The 15844-nt window shown below is 62.9% G+C and carries 17 protein-coding genes; 6 read left to right on the plus strand and 11 right to left on the minus strand.

The window, feature by feature from the left end:
- Positions 1 to 133: 133 nt before the first annotated feature.
- On the plus strand, positions 134 to 343 hold the full coding sequence (locus tag MKZ87_RS21770) for a hypothetical protein (protein ID WP_227233001.1): 210 nt from the start codon (positions 134 to 136) through the stop codon (positions 341 to 343).
- A gap of 3 nt (positions 344 to 346) precedes the next feature.
- Here MKZ87_RS21770 and MKZ87_RS21775 read toward each other — a convergent pair whose 3' ends face one another.
- From MKZ87_RS21775 to MKZ87_RS21800, 6 genes are all read right to left on the minus strand, one after another.
- Entirely contained in the window at positions 347 to 1138 is a 792-nt protein-coding gene (locus tag MKZ87_RS21775) for a transporter substrate-binding domain-containing protein (protein ID WP_176247778.1), read from the minus strand.
- Positions 1139 to 1197: 59 nt separating this feature from the next.
- Positions 1198 to 2061: a copper homeostasis membrane protein CopD gene (gene copD / locus MKZ87_RS21780; RefSeq protein ID WP_085705159.1), complete on the minus strand. Its 864-nt coding sequence runs from the start codon at positions 2059 to 2061 to the stop codon at positions 1198 to 1200.
- Between the two features lie 3 nt (positions 2062 to 2064).
- The gene (gene copC, locus MKZ87_RS21785; protein WP_085705161.1) at positions 2065 to 2439 is read right to left on the minus strand and encodes a copper homeostasis periplasmic binding protein CopC; all 375 of its coding nucleotides are present in this window, start codon (positions 2437 to 2439) and stop codon (positions 2065 to 2067) included.
- Positions 2440 to 2470: 31 nt separating this feature from the next.
- Positions 2471 to 3328, minus strand: coding sequence for a copper resistance protein B (locus MKZ87_RS21790; RefSeq protein ID WP_266201979.1), 858 nt, complete (start codon positions 3326 to 3328; stop codon positions 2471 to 2473).
- Between the two features lie 11 nt (positions 3329 to 3339).
- A complete protein-coding gene (locus tag MKZ87_RS21795; RefSeq protein WP_266201980.1) occupies positions 3340 to 5052 on the minus strand; it encodes a copper resistance system multicopper oxidase in 1713 nt (570 codons plus the stop codon).
- Positions 5053 to 5147: 95 nt separating this feature from the next.
- Positions 5148 to 5630, minus strand: a complete 483-nt coding sequence (locus tag MKZ87_RS21800) for a hypothetical protein (RefSeq protein ID WP_266201981.1) — start codon at positions 5628 to 5630, stop codon at positions 5148 to 5150.
- A 165-nt stretch (positions 5631 to 5795) separates the two neighbouring features.
- On the opposite strand from MKZ87_RS21800, the gene MKZ87_RS21805 reads away from it, so the two are divergent.
- Positions 5796 to 6455: a ribonuclease T2 gene (locus MKZ87_RS21805; protein WP_266201982.1), complete on the plus strand. Its 660-nt coding sequence runs from the start codon at positions 5796 to 5798 to the stop codon at positions 6453 to 6455.
- Between the two features lie 52 nt (positions 6456 to 6507).
- Here MKZ87_RS21805 and MKZ87_RS21810 read toward each other — a convergent pair whose 3' ends face one another.
- Entirely contained in the window at positions 6508 to 7365 is an 858-nt protein-coding gene (locus MKZ87_RS21810) for a LysR substrate-binding domain-containing protein (RefSeq protein ID WP_227232995.1), read from the minus strand.
- A gap of 110 nt (positions 7366 to 7475) precedes the next feature.
- On the opposite strand from MKZ87_RS21810, the gene MKZ87_RS21815 reads away from it, so the two are divergent.
- From MKZ87_RS21815 to MKZ87_RS21825, 3 genes are all read left to right on the plus strand, one after another.
- Positions 7476 to 8183 carry a haloacid dehalogenase type II gene (locus MKZ87_RS21815; protein WP_266201983.1) on the plus strand — a complete coding sequence of 236 codons (708 nt, stop codon included), beginning with the start codon at positions 7476 to 7478 and terminating at the stop codon, positions 8181 to 8183.
- A 12-nt stretch (positions 8184 to 8195) separates the two neighbouring features.
- Complete coding sequence (locus MKZ87_RS21820; protein WP_085700456.1) at positions 8196 to 8969, plus strand: aldolase; 774 nt, start codon at positions 8196 to 8198, stop codon at positions 8967 to 8969.
- Positions 8970 to 9156: 187 nt separating this feature from the next.
- Positions 9157 to 10728 carry a GGDEF domain-containing protein gene (locus MKZ87_RS21825; protein ID WP_085705171.1) on the plus strand — a complete coding sequence of 524 codons (1572 nt, stop codon included), beginning with the start codon at positions 9157 to 9159 and terminating at the stop codon, positions 10726 to 10728.
- 61 nt (positions 10729 to 10789) lie between these two features.
- On the opposite strand, the gene MKZ87_RS21830 is transcribed toward MKZ87_RS21825, so the two are convergent.
- The 4 genes from MKZ87_RS21830 to MKZ87_RS21845 form a co-directional block, all read right to left on the minus strand.
- Entirely contained in the window at positions 10790 to 11086 is a 297-nt protein-coding gene (locus MKZ87_RS21830; RefSeq protein ID WP_085705173.1) for a hypothetical protein, read from the minus strand.
- Positions 11087 to 11164: 78 nt separating this feature from the next.
- Complete coding sequence (locus MKZ87_RS21835; RefSeq protein ID WP_085705175.1) at positions 11165 to 13594, minus strand: TonB-dependent receptor; 2430 nt, start codon at positions 13592 to 13594, stop codon at positions 11165 to 11167.
- Positions 13595 to 13693: 99 nt separating this feature from the next.
- Positions 13694 to 14653, minus strand: a complete 960-nt coding sequence (locus MKZ87_RS21840; protein WP_085705176.1) for a FecR domain-containing protein — start codon at positions 14651 to 14653, stop codon at positions 13694 to 13696.
- The gene (locus MKZ87_RS21845; protein ID WP_085705177.1) at positions 14653 to 15159 is read right to left on the minus strand and encodes a sigma-70 family RNA polymerase sigma factor; all 507 of its coding nucleotides are present in this window, start codon (positions 15157 to 15159) and stop codon (positions 14653 to 14655) included. The genes MKZ87_RS21840 and MKZ87_RS21845 overlap by 1 nt, the downstream gene beginning before the upstream one ends.
- A gap of 240 nt (positions 15160 to 15399) precedes the next feature.
- On the opposite strand from MKZ87_RS21845, the gene MKZ87_RS21850 reads away from it, so the two are divergent.
- Positions 15400 to 15840, plus strand: a complete 441-nt coding sequence (locus tag MKZ87_RS21850) for a carboxymuconolactone decarboxylase family protein (RefSeq protein ID WP_085705179.1) — start codon at positions 15400 to 15402, stop codon at positions 15838 to 15840.
- Positions 15841 to 15844 lie beyond the last annotated feature (4 nt).

A 15844-nucleotide genomic window follows, 5' to 3' on the forward strand; every position in this document is an offset into this window, starting at 1 on the left:
ACGGAGGGTTTATCGCTGGGCGTGGGTTCAACCTGAACCCACGCTGAAACCCCCGCAAGTTTCATCTTCCCGCCACCCGCGCAGGCCTACGATCCATCCACAAGATCCCGATCCCACGCGAGCGCCACACACCATGAACAATCCACTCAAAGCGCTGTTGATCGTCGCCACTGTCGCACTTTTAAGCGCCTGCTCCGGTTCCGGTGGCTTGACCACCACCAGTTGTTTCTCCAGCGACTGTCAGTCGCCGCAGGCGCGGAACATGAATACGTTGAAGTTCGGCGGGAGCAATATCGGTAACAGTTTCAACCAGTACAGCTCCGGCCTGATGCATGACGACTGAGGGTCACTGGGCCGCGGGTACGGCGATCCATTCGCTCAGGACTTTCTGGTATTTGCCGGTGACTTTGCTCAGGTGCAGCCACTGGTCGACGTAGAGTTTCCAGCTGATGTCGTCGCGCGGCAGCAGGTAGGCTTTTTCGCCGTATTGCATGAACTGGCTCGGGTTGACGGCGCACAGGCCGGGTTTGAGTTTCTGTTGGTAGAGGGCTTCGGACGCGTCGGTGATCATCACGTCGGCCTTGTTGTCGAGCAGTTGCTCGAAGATGGTCACGTTGTCGTGCAACGCCAGTTGCGCCTTGGGCAGGAAGGCGTGGACGAAGGCTTCGTTGGTGCCGCCGGCCGGTTCGACCAGGCGCACGTTCGGCTGGTTGATCTGGTCGATGGTCTGGTATTTGGACTGGTCGGCGCAGCGCACCAGCGGGATCTTGCCGTCGACGTCGAGGGTGTTGCTGAAGAAGGCTTTTTTCTGGCGTTCCAGGGTCACCGAAATACCGCCGACGCCGATGTCGCATTTGCCGGCCTGCATGTCCGGCATCAGGGTTTTCCAGGTGGTCTGTACCCATTCGACCTTGACGCCGAGGCTGTCGGCCAGGGATTGCGCCATGGCGATGTCGATGCCTTCGAACCCGCCGTCCGGGCGTTTGAAGGTGTAGGGCTTGTAGTCGCCGGTGGTGCAGACGCGCAACTGGCCCTGTTGCTGAATGGTGTCGAGGTGCGAGGCCGGTTCTTGTGCCTGTGCGGTGCCGGCCATGGCCAGCAGGCCGCAGAAGATCATCGTGCTTTTTCGAATTGTCATGGAGATCGGGCTTGTGCAGTGGAGGTGCTGGCCAGTGTAGTGAATGCGTTTGCCGGGTGTCATCCCGGCTCCGGGCTCAACGTGCCCAGCCACGCCACCAATCCCACGATCATCAGCGCAATAACCAGCTCCAATGCCACGCTGCGGCGCAAGGCGTTTGCTGCCACTTGATGCTGCCCGGCTCGCAACGATTGCTCGAGCAACGGCCCGAGGTGGAAGCGGTTCAACGCGGCCAGCACCAGCATGCCGCAGAACAACACAACCTTGATCGCCAGCAGAATCCCATAGGTGCCAAGCAGGATTTCGCCCAGTGCCGGGCCGACGATGAACAGGTAATTCGCGACGCCGGTCACCGACAGGATCAGCACAATCGCGGCGCCGACGCTTTCGAAGCGTTTGACGGAATCCGCCAGCGAACGAATGCGCGCCTCGCTGAGCAATGCATCGAGCCGCGCCATCAAGATCAACGCGAGCATGGCGCCCAGCCACGCCCCCGCCGCGAGCAGGTGCAGGATGTCGCTGAGCAGATGCCACGCGTTATCCATCGCGCCGTGTCCGCTCCAGGCCAGGGAGGCGAGGGCGATGGCGCCGGCCATCGACGCCAGCCACAATCCGGGCCAGATCATCACGGCGATCAGCGCAATCATCCGCAGCGTCCACGCCAGCCCGACGTCGGTTTCCAGCACCATCATTTGCAGGTGCGGCCACAGCGCCGCGAATTCCGTTTCGCCACTCATGGCGCGGGTCATCAGCACCAGTCCCGCTACTGAGAGCAGTGCCCCGATCAACGCCATCCCGCGCAGCATCGGTCGAAACCGCAGCACCGCGTCAACGCTGTACAGCCCGAACAACGCCAGCCCGAACAACATCAGCAAATCCACATACAACGCCAGACGCAGGAGGATGTTGATCAGTTCAGCCATCGCTCACTTCACTTTGAACGTGACGTTGCCGGTGATCGGGTGCGTGTCCGACGATACCGCGCGCCATTCGACCTTGTAGGTGCCGGCCGGCAAGGGCGAGAGCGGGGTGACGAGCATGGTTTTCGGGTCGCTGCCGGCGCTGACTTTGGCCTTCATCGGCATGGGCGAGTGGGCCATGCCGGGCATTTCGGCCATCACCAGTTTGGCGCCGGAGAACTGAGTCAGCAGATCCTCCGAAAAACGCAGTTCGATCTTGCCGGGTGCCGCGCCGTCGGCACCTTCGGCCGGGGTCGACGACAGCAGTTTCGGATGGGCCTGGGCCAGGGTGCTCAGGAGCAAACCGCTGGCGAGGACGAGGGAGATTTTCAATGTGCGCATGCAAGACCTCGGTATTGTTTTTTGATGGGATTCAGAACCACAGCCGCACGCCGAGGACGAGTCGCGCTTCGCTGCGATCCTCGCCTTCTTCCCGGGCGTAATCGGCGGTGTTGCCGTAAGAGCGATTCCAGGTCACGCCGATGTAGGGCGCGAACTCGCGGCGGATTTCGTAGCGCAACCGCAACCCGACTTCTGGGTTCGACAGGCCCGAGCCGATCCCGCGTTGCGGGTCGTTTTTGCCGTAGACGTTGAGTTCGACGGTGGGCTGCAGGATCAGGCGGTTGGTCAACAGGATGTCGTAGTCGCCTTCGAGCCGCACCGCGCTCTGGCCGTTTTCGCCGAGAAACGCAGTGGCTTCGGCTTCGAAGTTGTACAGCGCCATGCCCTGCAGACCGAACGCGGCCCAGGTTTGCGGTGCGCCGGGCTTGAAATCCTGGCGCACGCCGCTGACCACGTCCCACCACGGCGAAATCGCGTGGCCCCACAGGGCCTGGATCTCCGCGTCTTCGGTTTTGCCGTTGCTGCGTTCGCCCTCGGAGCGCAGCCACAGCCGATCGATGTCGCCGCCGATCCAGCCGGACAAATCCCAGGCCAGGGTGCTGGCGTCGTCGGCATCCTGCCATTCGAGTTTGTCGGCGAGGAAGTAAGTGTTGATGGCGCTGTCGTGAACCTGGTGTCCGGCGTGGCTGGTGAACACGGCGGCGCGGTCGGCGTCGGTCAGCGCCGGGATCGGCGTGCGGCTTTCGGTCGGCGCGGCGGGCTGCATCATGCCGTCGTCCATGCTTTGCATATCCCCCATTTGACTGTGATCCATGCCCTGCATGTCGCTGGCGGCGAAGGCCGGGGACATCGACAGGAGTGACAAGGAAAACGCGGCGAATCGAGTCATGGTCGGCGTCCTCATTCTTCCACCCGCACTTCGCGGAACATGCCCATTTCCATGTGGTACAGGAGATGGCAGTGATAGGCCCAACGACCCAGCGCATCGGCAGTCACGCGGTAGCTGCGGCGGGTGCCGGGTGGCATGTCGATGGTGTGTTTGCGCACCTGAAAGTCACCGTTTTCGTCTTCCAGATCGCTCCACATGCCGTGCAGGTGGATGGGGTGGGTCATCATCGTGTCGTTGACCAGCACCAGGCGGATCCGCTCGCCGTATTTCAACAGCAGCGGCTCGGCGTCGGAGAACTTGATGCCGTTGAACGACCAGGCGAATTTCTCCATGTGGCCGGTGAGGTGCAACTCGATGGTGCGGCCCGGGTCGCGGCCGTCCGGGTCTTCGAACGTGCTGCGCAGGTCGGCGTAGGTCAGCACGCGGCGGCCGTTGTTGCGCAGGCCGAGGCCGGGGTCGTCGAGTTTCGGGGCGGAGGTCATGGCTTGCATGTCCACCAGCGGATTGTCCTTTTCGGTGTCAGGGTGCGACTGCATCGGGCCCATGTTCATGCCGGCGTGGTCCATGCCACTCATATCGCTCATGTCCATCGAGCCATGGTCCATGCCGCCCATGCCCATGTCGTCCATGGTCACCAGCGGGCGTGGGTCCGGTGCCGGCACCGGGGCCGACAAGCCGGCGCGGGCGGCGAGGGTGCCTCGGGCGTAGCCGGTACGGTCCATGGCCTGGGCGAACAGGGTGTAGGCCTCGGCGGCGGGCTCGACGATCACGTCATAGGTTTCCGCCACGGCGATGCGCAGCTCATCGACGCTGATCGGCTTGACGTGCAGGCCGTCGGCGGCGACCACGGTCATTTTCAAGCCGGGGATGCGCACGTCGAAGTAGCTCATGGCCGAGCCGTTGATCAGCCGCAGACGCAGCTTTTCACCGGGGCGGAACAGTCCCGTCCAGTTGTCATCGGGTGGGTGGCCATTCATCAGGAAGGTGTACGTGGCGCCGCTGACATCGGCGATGTCGGTGGGATTCATCTTCATCTGGGCCCACATCGTGCGATCGGCGACGGTGGCGCCCCAGCCTTTTTCGCTGACGTCATGGATGAAATCGCCGACTGTGCGCTTGTGGAAGTTGTAGTAATCGGACTGCTTTTTCAGGGTCTTCATCAGGCTGGCCGGGTCTTCGTCGGTCCAGTCGCTGAGCATCACCACGTAGTCGCGGTCGTACTGGAACGGCTCCGGCTCCCGGGCATCGATCACCAGCGGGCCGTAGACGCCGGCCTGTTCCTGCAACCCGGAGTGGCTGTGATACCAGTAGGTGCCGTGCTGGCGGACCTTGAATTGGTAGACGTACACGCCGCCCGGCTCGATGCCCTTGAAACTCAGGCCCGGCACGCCGTCCATGTTGGCCGGCAGCAGAATGCCGTGCCAGTGGATCGAGGTGTCGACCTTGAGTCGGTTGCGCACTCGCAACGTCACGGTGTCGCCTTCGCGCCAGCGCAATAGCGGGCCGGGCAGACTGCCATTAATGGTCAGTGCTGTGCGGGGCTGGCCAGTGAAGTTGACCGGGGTTTCGCCGATGAACAGTTCGAAGTCGGTGCCGCTCAATTCGTTCACTTGGCCGGGGCTGTTCAAGGCCGAGACCGGCGTGCGCCACAGGCCGAGGCCGCCGAGCAGACCGCTGGCGGCAAGGCCTTTGACGAAGGTACGTCTTGACGTGGTGGAAGGCATGCGCTGGAAGTCCCCGTTTGACCAATGACGAGGAGGCTAACCAGTGGCAGCTTTCAGCTGGCTGAGGGGCGGATTACAGTTTTGTCAGGTTCGGCCTACAGACCGAGCCCTTCCTGGACTACCAACAGCAGGTTGTTTTCCGTCAACGCAATCGCATCCAGTTGTTGCCCGGTCTCGATGGTCTGCAACCACCAGTGGCTTTCGCCATGTTCGTCGACGGTGCGCAGCAGCGATGCTTCGCGCCCCGGCAGGACGATCTGCACACGCCCCGAGCCGTCTTCGGTGAAACGGGCGATGGGGTCGAACGTCAGGCTGTGGTGGTTGGCTTCGATGATCAACTGGTCGATGGCGTAGTCGTGGGACTCGCCATCCGGTGAACTTTCGCAAACATGGGTAGGATTTCGCCGAATCTTCAGGCCGACTTCGGTGACCGGTTGCAACCAGCCCTCGATGCGGTGATACAAGGCATACACCTGAGCCGGCCAGCAATCGATCTCCAGTTCGGCGCAGGTGATTTCGTCAGCATGGGTGTGCCGGGTTTGTTTGAGTTTCGCGGCGAGTTCGTCTGCTTTACTCATGTCGGTTCCCTGTGGTGATTTCAACTTCATCGTAGTCCTTTCAAAGTAATGCAGGTTTTGCCCTGCGTCATGCGCTTGCAACACATGCATGACTCAATCAGCGTCTGGCCAAGTGATGGTCAGACCACAAAAACCACGGACGCACGCGTCCCAAGGAACGGGAACATGAAAAAGCTTTTTACAATTATGGCGCTGATTGCGCTGACGGTCGGTAGCATCGGCCTGAGTTCGGCACGCCAGTCGTCCGCCAGCAAAGCGGAGTCGGTGGCGGGGGTATTCGATTACTACCTGCTGACGTTGTCCTGGTCGCCGACGTTCTGCCTGACCCACAAGGACGATCCTCAATGCACCGGCAAAGGCTACGGGTTTGTCCTGCATGGCCTCTGGCCGCAATACGCCAAGGGCGGCTGGCCGGAATCCTGCCCGCCGCTGACCAACCTGTCGGCCGCCGAAACGGCCAAAGGCCTGACGCTGTTCCCGACCAAAAAACTCCTCGATCACGAATGGAGCAAGCACGGCACCTGCAGCGGCCTCGGCGCTATGGGTTATCTGGACGAAGCGGACAAAGCCGTGGCCGCGGTGAACATCCCGGAAGAGTTGCAACCGTTCAGTAGCTCTTATTACTTCGAAGCGCAGGAAATTGCCGACCTGTTCCGCAAGAGCAATCCGGGCATCCCGTCAGACGGTATCGCCGTGATCTGCAACGGCCCGGAACTCTCGGAAGTGCGCGTGTGCATGGGCAAGGACCTGCAATTCGGCGCGTGCGGCAAGGGCGTGAAAACCCAGTGCCGGGCGGGGGATATTCGAGTGCCGCCGTCGCGTTGACCGATCATAAAAACAGGCGCCTGAAAAGGCGCCTGTTTTTTTGCGATCAACCTCAAGCAAATCCCCCCGCATCCACCCCCAATTCCCCCCGCAAAAACTCCACCAGCCCCCGCTGCAATCCACTCAACACCCCCTCGCGACTGACCAGTGCCAGCTCCGTCGGCGGCAATGGCGGCAAGTCCGTGCACACCCGATGCTCCGGCAACACTGCCGAAGCCGGCAGCACCGAAACCCCAAGCCCTGAGGCCACCGCCGCCTGAATGCCGGTCAGGCTGTGGCTGCCGAAGGCCACACGCCAGGGGCGTTGCGCCACGTCGAGCAGGCGAATCGCCCGTTGTCGGTAAAGGCAGCCTTGAGGAAACAGCGCCAGAGGCAACACGCCGCTGGATGAGTCGAACTCCGCGCCCTTGACCCACACCAGTCGTTCCGGCCAGGTCGCCCAGGCGGGGCCGCTGTCGGGTTCACGTTTGATCAGGGCGATGTCGATTTCGCCGCTGTCGAGGCGTTGGCGCAGGTCGAGGCTCATGCCGCTGACGGTTTCCAGCCGCGCTTGCGGGTGGCTGCGGGTGAATCCGGCGAGGATCAGCGCCATGCGCCGGGCGTCGAAGTCTTCCGGCATGCCGATGCGCAGGATTTCCAGGTCCAGATCGCTGGCCAGGGCTTCGCTGGCCTCGGCGGACAAGGCCAGCAGGCGACGGGCATAGTGGATCAGCAGTTCGCCGTGCTCGGTGACGCTGACGTTCAGCCCGGTGCGATCACGCAACAGCAGGGCGTGGCCGACCAGTTCTTCGAGTTTGCGCACCTGTTGGCTGACCGTGGATTGAGTGCGATGCACGCGTTCGGCGGCGCGGGTGAAGCTGCCTTCATCGACCACGCAGACGAAAGTTTTCAGCAGTTCCAGATCCAGCATGGCGGCGCTCTCGATATTTGTTTGGCAACTGACGGTTGGCTATTTATTTAATTTCACACTATCACCCCGAGTTCATAAGCTGAAGCCCTCGCTTGCAGAGGAATGCCCCCATGACATTGATCCACACACCGCGCCCGCAATGGCTGACCTTCGATTGCTACGGCACCTTGATTCAATGGGACGAAGGCCTGCGCGCCGTGGCCGAGCGGATCCTGAGCGAAAAGGGTGAACACGGGGTCGACGCCGGGCGCCTGATCGAGGTCTACGACCGCCACGAACATCGCCTGGAACAGACGCCGCCGCACCGCTCGTTTCGTGAGCTGAGCACCCTCGGCCTGCAATTGGCCCTGGAGGAACTGGGCCTGGCGAGTGCCAGCGAAGACAGCCAACGCCTGGCCACCGCGATCCCGCAGATGCCGCCGTTTCCCGAAGTCGTCGACACCCTCGCGCAGCTCAAGGCCAAGGGTTTCAAGCTGTGCATCGTCTCCAATACCGATGACGACATCATCGCCGGCAACGTCGCTCAACTGGGTGGCCACATCGACCGGGTGATCACCGCGCAACAGGCCGGCGCCTACAAACCGGCGCCCCGGCTGTTCGACTACGCTCATGAACAACTGGGCGTCAGCCGCGATCAGGTGGTGCACATCTGCGCCAGCCCGATGCTCGATCACACGGCGGCTCGCGACATGCATTTTCGCTGCGTCTGGATTGACCGCGGCACCGGTCGTCAGTTGCTGCCGGACTATCGGCCCGACGTAATCCTCAACACGCTGGACGAAGTCCTTCCGTTGTTCTCATCCCTTGGCTGGTCATAAAGGAATTTCGCCATGGCCCATACCCTGACCGGCAGCGCCCGAGCTACGCGTTGCGCCCCGTTGAACCTCGACAGCGAAGCCATCATCACCGCTCGCCACGAACTGGCGGCGTGTTTTCAACTGGCGGCGCTGCACGGGCTGGAAGAGGGGATCTGCAATCACTTTTCGGCGATGTTGCCGGGGCACGCTGACCTGTTTCTGGTCAATCCTTACGGCTATGCATTTTCCGAAGTCACGGCGCACAACCTGCTGGTCTGCGACTTCGATGGCAACGTGGTGGACGGCGCGGGCCAACCGGAGGCCACTGCTTTCTATATTCATGCGCGGCTGCACCAGCGGCTGCCTCGGGTGAAGGTCGCGTTCCACACCCACATGCCGAACGCGACGGCGTTGTGCCTGCTGGAGGGGCCGCCGCTGTTGTGGCTGAGTCAAACCGCGCTGAAATTTTACGGGCGCACGGCGGTGGACGAGCATTACAACGGGCTGGCGCTGGACGCGCGTGAGGGCGACCGGATTGCCGGGGTCATGGGCGAGGCCGACATTCTGTTTCTCAAGAACCACGGGGTGATTGTCGCGGCGCCGACCATCGCCGAAGCCTGGGACGATCTGTATTACCTGGAGCGTGCCGCGCAGGTGCAACTGCTGGCGATGGCCACGCAACGGGAGCTCAAACCGGTGCCGCACGCGGTTGCGCAACGGGCGTACGAGCAGATGCGCGAGGGCGATCCGGAAAGTGCGCGGGCGCATCTGCACAGTGCGATGCGGCGGTTGTCGAGCCGGGAGTGAAGGCGAGGGAAACGGGCAGGCAAAAATAATTCGCGTCGCAGGTCATCCAATTGCCTTGCGCGCCGATAGCAACAGGGTCGGGATTGTCTCGGTGGCACTTGGTTGCCCCGCACAACCCGGTGGGCTACGCTCACAAAAAACAAGGGTTCGGGCCTTTGCCCCTGTCGTACCTGCCCAGGACACGCTTTTGCCTATCCCCATTCATGATCCGCACCAGGCCCCCGGCGGCACACTCAAGCGTTTGCCCCTGCGCAAGGCGGCGGTGTTGTTCATCGTTGCCGTGTGTCTGTGCCTGTTCGGTTTGCTGTACTTGCAGATCGAACAGTCGCGGCGCCAGGATCTGGCGAACGCGCAGATGTCTTCGGCCAACCTGACCCGGGCCATGGCGCAGCAGGCCGAGGACACCTTTCTGGCGGCGGATCTGGTGATGACCAGTCTGGTCGACTGGATTCAGGAAGACGGTTATGGCGCGGCGCAAAAGACTCGTTTGCAGAAAACCCTCGCGCGGCGGGTACAGCAACTCGAGCAGTTGCACGGCATGTTCCTGTTCGACCGCGAAGGGCAGTGGGTGATTACCTCGTTCCCGAATCTGCCGCGTGGCAATGGCGTGGCCGATCGCGAGTACTTCAAGTTTCACCAGCAGAACGTGTCGTCCGTTGCGCATATCGGCCCGGCGATCCGCAGCCGCGAGAACGGCGAGTGGATCATCCCGATTTCGAAACGGATCAACGACCGCGCCGGCAATTTCCAGGGCGTGCTGCTGGCCGGGATCAAGATGTCGTACTTCGACAAGTTCTTCAAAAGCTTCAGCCTGGACGATAACGGCACCATGTTCCTCGGCCTGACCGACGGCACCTTGCTCGCCCGCCGGCCGTTCGACGAGTCCCTGATCGGCACCTCGCTGGCCAAGGGCGAGATCTATCAGACGCTGCTGCCCAATGCCTCCGCCGGCACCGCGATGATCGACTCGGTGGTTGACGGCGTGACGCGCCTTTACGGTTACCGGCAGCTGGAAAGTTATCCGCTGGTGGTGGCCGCCTCTTCGTCGCGGGACACGATTCTTCAGGGCTGGCATGACCGGGCGTTCCAGTCCAGCGTGATCGTGGCGCTGGTGATGCTCGGCGTGGGGCTGTTCGGCTGGGTGTTCATTCATCAAGTGCGCGATGGCGAGCGGATCGAGAAAAATCTGCGCAAGGCCCAGCGGGCGCTGGAGCAGATCGCCACCCACGACAGTTTGACCGGGCTGGCCAACCGGCGCCTGTTCGAGCGTTCTCTGGATGTGGAGTTTGCCCGGGGCGCGCGGCAGTCGAGCCCGGTGAGCCTGATCATGCTCGATATCGATTTCTTCAAAAGCTACAACGATGCCTACGGCCACGTGGCCGGCGACCACTGCCTGACGCAGGTCGCGCAGGTGGTGAAAAACTGCTGCCAGCGCAAATCCGACCTGGCGGTACGCTATGGCGGCGAGGAGTTCGCGGTGTTGCTGCCGGACACCGACATCAACGGCGCACTGGCGATCGCCGGGCAGATCCGCCGCAGTGTCATGGACAAGCACATCACCCACAGCGGTTCGCCCACCGGTTATCTCACGGTGAGCCTGGGCTGCTATTCCTTCATTCCGCTGGGCAACGACAGCCCGGAACTGTTCATCCAGCGCGCGGATGCGGCGCTGTATCAGGCCAAGAACGCCGGCCGCAATCGCGCGGCCGTGTTGTCGATGGACGTCGGCGTCGGCGAGTTACTGCGCTCGGATCGCTGACAAAAAAACAATCGGGTTCAGCCACAGGCCATGGCACTTACCACGGCCTGCTCTTGTTCGTTCAGCTGCCGGTGCCACCGCCAGCTCCACCCGTACCGCCGCCGGCCGAACCGGTCCCGCCGCCAGCCCCTGAGCCTGAACCGCTGGCGCCGCCGTTGGTGCCGGTGCCTTGGCCCATGCCATCGGAAGTGCTGCCGCCCGAAGGCGCGCCCGGGGTGCTGTTCGGTGGCTGGGTCGAGCCGCTGGTGGCGCCGGATTTGGTGCCGGTGGCATCGGCGCCGTCGTTTGCAGCAAAGCTTGCGGTGGAGGCGGCCAGCGTGGCGGCCAGCAGGATTGAGGTCAATGTGCGCGTCATCATGGTGTGTCTCCAGTCAGGGGATCTACCTGATATTGGTCTGACGCGCACAAGGCTTGGTGCCGGCCGGATGACGAGCGGTCAGAAGTCCACGGTCGCCGAAACCTTCAGCGTCCGCGGCGTGCCCTGGGTCAGGTAACCGCCGTTGGCCGAAGCCCAATAGGCTTCATTGGCGACGTTCTCCAGATTGGCCCGCAGGGTGATCTGCTTTTCATCCAGTTTGAAGGCGTAGCGCGAGCCGAGGTCGAAGCGGTTCCACGCCGGAATGCTCTGGGTGTTGGCCGCGTTCAGGTACTGGCCGCCGGTGCGCAACATCCGCGCGCTGAGGGCCGCGCCTTCGAGCCCCGGAATGTCCCAGTCGGCACCGAGGTTGAACTGGAAGCGCGGCACCCCGACGGCGCGGTTGCCGTCATTCACGCCGTTGCTGCTGCCTTCCAGTTCAGTCTTCATCACGGTCGCGCCGCTGAGCAGGCGCAGGCCATCGAGCGGTTCGCCGTAGATGTTGAGTTCCACGCCTTTGTTGGTCTGCTGGCCGTCGACCCGGAAGATCCCGTCCTGGGTGTAGCTCGACGGTTGCTCGATGCGATAGACGCCGAGGTTGGCGCCGTAGCTGCCCATGTCCACGCGCACGCCGGCTTCGATCTGTTTGCTGCGCACCGGGGCGAAGGTTTCGTCGCGGTTGATTGCCGTGGTCGGCGGCGTCGGGCCCTTGGCCAGGCCTTCGATGCGGTTGGCGTAGAACGACACGTGTTCCCACGGCTTGATCACCAGGCCGTAGACCGGAGTGGTGATCGATTCTTCATAGCTGGAGGTGCGGGCGCCGGTGGCGGTGCTCCAGCCGTCGACTTTCAGTGCCTGGCGGCGCACGCCGAGGGTCAGCAGGATACGGTCATCGACGAAACCGAGGGTGTCGGAAATCGCCTCGCTGCGCAGGATGTTCTTGCCAGTGATGCGCGGGTCGTTGATGTAGCTGGCAAACGAGGTCGGCGTCGGGCGCGGTTTGTCGGTGACGTTGTACAGGTTGGTGCTGTAGCGCCCGGCCGCGCCGATGGTTTCGAACGCCGAGCGTTGCTCGCCCCAGATGCCCGCCCAGCCGAGGTTCAACTGGTGCGTGACGGGGCCGGTGTCGAAGCGGCCGTTGAGCCCGGCCATTGCGCTTTTATTGTCTTCATCGTGTGGCGAATAGAGCATGCCGCCACGGGCGTTGCCGTTGAGGTCGGTGACGGTCAGCGACGAGTACACGCCGTTTTCGCGGGTGTGCTTGGCGCCGCCGGACACGTAGGCGGTCCAATTGTCGTTGAGGTCGTATTCGGCGCGGGCCATGCCGAAGGTGTCTTCGAGTTGCGAGTAGCTCCAACTCTGGGCGTAGCTGGCGTTGGCGTGCGGCACCTTGGGGGCTTTGGTCAGGCTCGAATCGACATAGATCACCGAGCGCCCCTGATTGATCACCTGCTTCTGATAACCGAAATCGGTCGAGACCCGCAGGCGATCGCCGCGATAGTCCAGGCCGACGCTGAACAGCGACGAGCGCTGGTCTTCTTCATCGACGGCGGTGTCGCCTTCGCGCTGCATCAGGTTGACCCGCGCGCCAAAGCGGTTGTCTTCGCCGAAGCGCTGGCCCAGATCCAGATGCCCGCCGACCCGGCCGTCGGCGCTGTAGTCGAGGGTGACGCTGCGCGTTGGCGTGTCCATCGCGCGTTTAGGTTGCAGGTTGATCCCGCCACCGATGCCGCTGCCGCTCGGGGTCACGCCGTTGACGAAGGCGTTCGGGCCCTTGAATAGCTCCACTCGATCCAGCGCTTCGACGGCGATGATCTGCCGGGGCAGCACGCCATAGAGGCCGTTATAGGAAATGTCATCGGAGGCCAGCGGCAGGCCACGGATCATGAACATCTGCGAGAAGTTGCCGAAGCCGTTGGACTGGCGCACCGAGGCGTCGTTGAGCAACACATCGCCGACGGTTTGCGCCTGCTGATCGGCCATGGTCTTGGCGGTGTAACTGGTGACGCTGAAGGGCAGGTCGTTGACCTCCTGGTTGCCGAGCATGCCGATCTGCGCGCGGCGGGCGACCTGTTCGCCGCCGTAGGTGGCGCCGCTGTCGTCGCGCAGGGCGCTGACATTGGTGGCGCCCAGTTCCAGCGCGCCGTCCGCCGCGACTTTCGGGGCCACGGTGTAGCCGTTGTGGCCGGTGCTGATCAGCTCGAAACCGCTGCCTTCCAGCAACCGGGCAAAACCGCTCTGCGCGGTGTAGCTGCCTTGCAGGCCGGGGCTCTGGCGATTGCCCAGTTGCGCCGGATCGAACGACAGCGGCACGCCGACGCTGACCGCAAACTGCGCCAGCACATGGCTGAGCGGGCCGGGGCCGATGTTGACGGTACGGCTGGCGCTTTCGCTGACGCTGTCGGCGGCGTTGGCGGCAGTCGGCAACAGTGCGCTGAAGGCCAGAGCCAGGCTCAGGTTCAGGGCTTTGAGCGCAAACGTGGCGGGGCGGGGCAATGGCATTGCGGTCATTCGGTGTTCCTGTCGGGGGCGTGGAATTGAAAGGTCTATCCACTCACCGGACGAGACGCGAAAAGGTATCAGCGAATACTGAAAATATTTTCCGAGGGTTCAGACACGGGGCTCCACCGACAGCCAATAGCGGGTCAGGCTGTTGATGTTCAGCGGTAACGTGTCGCTGAGCAGGCGCAGGCTGGCGTCGGTGTCGCGCAGGGAAAACGCCCCGGACACGCGCATCGCCGCGACGTCCGGATGGCAGCGCAGCACGCCTCGGCGATAGCGGCTCAGTTCGCCGAGCAATTCGTCCAGCCGCATGTTGCTGGCCAGCAGCATGCCCTTGTCCCAGGCCAGGCTGGCGGTGTCGAAGGTTTCGGCGCTGTCGAAGCTGTTGAGCTTGAAGCGCTGGCGCTCGCCGGCCTTGAGAATCGCATTCTGCTTGAGCAATTGCGGGGTGATCTGAACCTGGCCTTCGAGCACCGACACCTGGCTGCGCGAACCTTCGGTACGCACGCAGAACCGCGTGCCGAGCGCACGGGCGAGGCCTTGTGGGGTTTCGACGATGAACGGGCGGGCGGCAGCATCGCTGGCGGTGTTGATCAGCACTTCGCCATTGAGCAGCAGCACCCGGCGCTCGGCCGGGCTGTAAGCGATGTTCACGGCGCTGTCGGTGTTGAGCAGCAATTGCGTGCCGTCCGGCAATTGCAGGTTCTTCTGCTCGCCGACGGCGGTGCGCTGGTCGGCGGTCCATTGCTCCCACGGCACATGCTGCGAGGCAATGCCCAGCGGCCCGGCCATCAACAGCAAGCCGAGGCGGGTGAGGGTCTGGCGACGGCTCAGACCCTCCTTGCGGGACGCGCGTTTCAAGGTCTGGATCGCGACGTTGGCCGGCACGCTGCGCAAATCCCCCAACAACGCTTCGGCCCGCTGCCAGGCAATGGCGTGCTCGGCGCTGCGGGTGCGCCATTGGGCGATGGCCTGATGGTCGGACGGGGTCGCGGTGCCGGAATGCAGTTGCACCAGCCAGTCGGCGGCTTCGCCGAGAATCTGCGGATTGATCATCGACGAATTCATCAGGCGACACTCAGGCAGGCAATGAACGCGGCACGCATGTGGCGTTTGACGGTGATCAGCGAAACACTCAGGCGCGTGGCGATCTGCGCGTAGGTCAGGCCTTCGATCTGCGACAGCAGGAAGGTCTCGCGAGTCTGCTCGGGCAGTTCGCGCAGCAGTGCTTCGATGCGCCACAGGGTTTCGAGAATCAGGTAGCGGGTTTCCGGCGACGGCACTTCAGCGGCGGGCAAGTGCGCGATGGTTTCCAGGTACGCGCGCTCCAGGTCCTGACGCCGCCAGCGGTCGATCACCAGCCCTTTGGCGATGTGCGTCAGCAGCGCCCGTGGCTCGCTGCCCAGCGGCTTGATCACCTGGCGAGTGAGCAGGCGCAAAAACGTGTCGTGCGCCAGGTCGGCCGCATCGCAGCGACTGCCCAACTTGCGCTGCAGCCAGCCCTGCAGCCACCCGTGGTGTTCGCTGTAGAGCGTCTGGACTTGCTGATTCAACGGCTGATCGAGTGACGACATGAAGGGCAGATACTCGTTTCGGGCGTCCGTTGCCAGAGATGCAATCGAGAGTGCGATTAGGGTGCAATTAAGAATTGATCGCATTCTAGTGGCGCAGAACGAGTGCTGGCAATTGCCCTTTCACACTTTCTTTTCCGACGCCAAACGAGTGGCCTACCCGACTTCCGGGAGATTGGCTATTTGCCTGGCCCAACCCCGGGACTACCGTAGCCACACATTCATTTGCCCCGGAGAGTCGCCATGAAACCTCGTATCGATTTCTACACCGCGTCCCCAGATGCCCTGAAAGCGATGATCGCCCTGGAAACCGCTGTCTCCAAACTACCGTTGGAAAAGACCCTGATCGAACTGGTCAAGCTGCGTGCTTCGCAGATCAACGGCTGCGCGTTCTGCATCGACATGCACACCGCCGACGCGATCAAGGGTGGCGAAACCCCGCGCCGGTTGTTCGCCGTGACCGCATGGCGTGAAGCGCCGTTCTTCAGCGAACGTGAACGCGCCGCGCTGCTGTGGACCGAAACCCTGACCCAGTTGAGCCTGACCCACGCCCCGGACGAAGACTATGAAGTGGTCGCCGCCCAGTTCTCGCCCAAAGAAATGGTCGATCTGAGCGTCGCGATCAGCACCATCAACAGCTGGAACCGTCTGGCCGTGGGCTTCCGTAAGACCCCGCAAGCCTGATCGA

Source organism: Pseudomonas sp. MCal1 (assembly GCF_026341415.1).
GTDB lineage: Bacteria > Pseudomonadota > Gammaproteobacteria > Pseudomonadales > Pseudomonadaceae > Aquipseudomonas.

Coding starts and splice junctions, on each gene's coding strand:
- MKZ87_RS21800 (WP_266201981.1), bottom strand. CDS start 5,630: ATGAGTAAAGCAGACGAACTCGCCGCGAAACTCAAACAAACCCGGCAC.
- MKZ87_RS21815 (WP_266201983.1), top strand. CDS start 7,476: ATGACATTGATCCACACACCGCGCCCGCAATGGCTGACCTTCGATTGC.
- MKZ87_RS21790 (WP_266201979.1), bottom strand. CDS start 3,328: ATGACTCGATTCGCCGCGTTTTCCTTGTCACTCCTGTCGATGTCCCCG.
- copC (WP_085705161.1), bottom strand. CDS start 2,439: ATGCGCACATTGAAAATCTCCCTCGTCCTCGCCAGCGGTTTGCTCCTG.
- MKZ87_RS21810 (WP_227232995.1), bottom strand. CDS start 7,365: ATGCTGGATCTGGAACTGCTGAAAACTTTCGTCTGCGTGGTCGATGAA.
- MKZ87_RS21850 (WP_085705179.1), top strand. CDS start 15,400: ATGAAACCTCGTATCGATTTCTACACCGCGTCCCCAGATGCCCTGAAA.
- MKZ87_RS21770 (WP_227233001.1), top strand. CDS start 134: ATGAACAATCCACTCAAAGCGCTGTTGATCGTCGCCACTGTCGCACTT.
- MKZ87_RS21805 (WP_266201982.1), top strand. CDS start 5,796: ATGAAAAAGCTTTTTACAATTATGGCGCTGATTGCGCTGACGGTCGGT.
- copD (WP_085705159.1), bottom strand. CDS start 2,061: ATGGCTGAACTGATCAACATCCTCCTGCGTCTGGCGTTGTATGTGGAT.
- MKZ87_RS21830 (WP_085705173.1), bottom strand. CDS start 11,086: ATGATGACGCGCACATTGACCTCAATCCTGCTGGCCGCCACGCTGGCC.
- MKZ87_RS21820 (WP_085700456.1), top strand. CDS start 8,196: ATGGCCCATACCCTGACCGGCAGCGCCCGAGCTACGCGTTGCGCCCCG.
- MKZ87_RS21795 (WP_266201980.1), bottom strand. CDS start 5,052: ATGCCTTCCACCACGTCAAGACGTACCTTCGTCAAAGGCCTTGCCGCC.
- MKZ87_RS21845 (WP_085705177.1), bottom strand. CDS start 15,159: ATGTCGTCACTCGATCAGCCGTTGAATCAGCAAGTCCAGACGCTCTAC.
- MKZ87_RS21840 (WP_085705176.1), bottom strand. CDS start 14,653: ATGAATTCGTCGATGATCAATCCGCAGATTCTCGGCGAAGCCGCCGAC.
- MKZ87_RS21775 (WP_176247778.1), bottom strand. CDS start 1,138: ATGACAATTCGAAAAAGCACGATGATCTTCTGCGGCCTGCTGGCCATG.
- MKZ87_RS21835 (WP_085705175.1), bottom strand. CDS start 13,594: ATGACCGCAATGCCATTGCCCCGCCCCGCCACGTTTGCGCTCAAAGCC.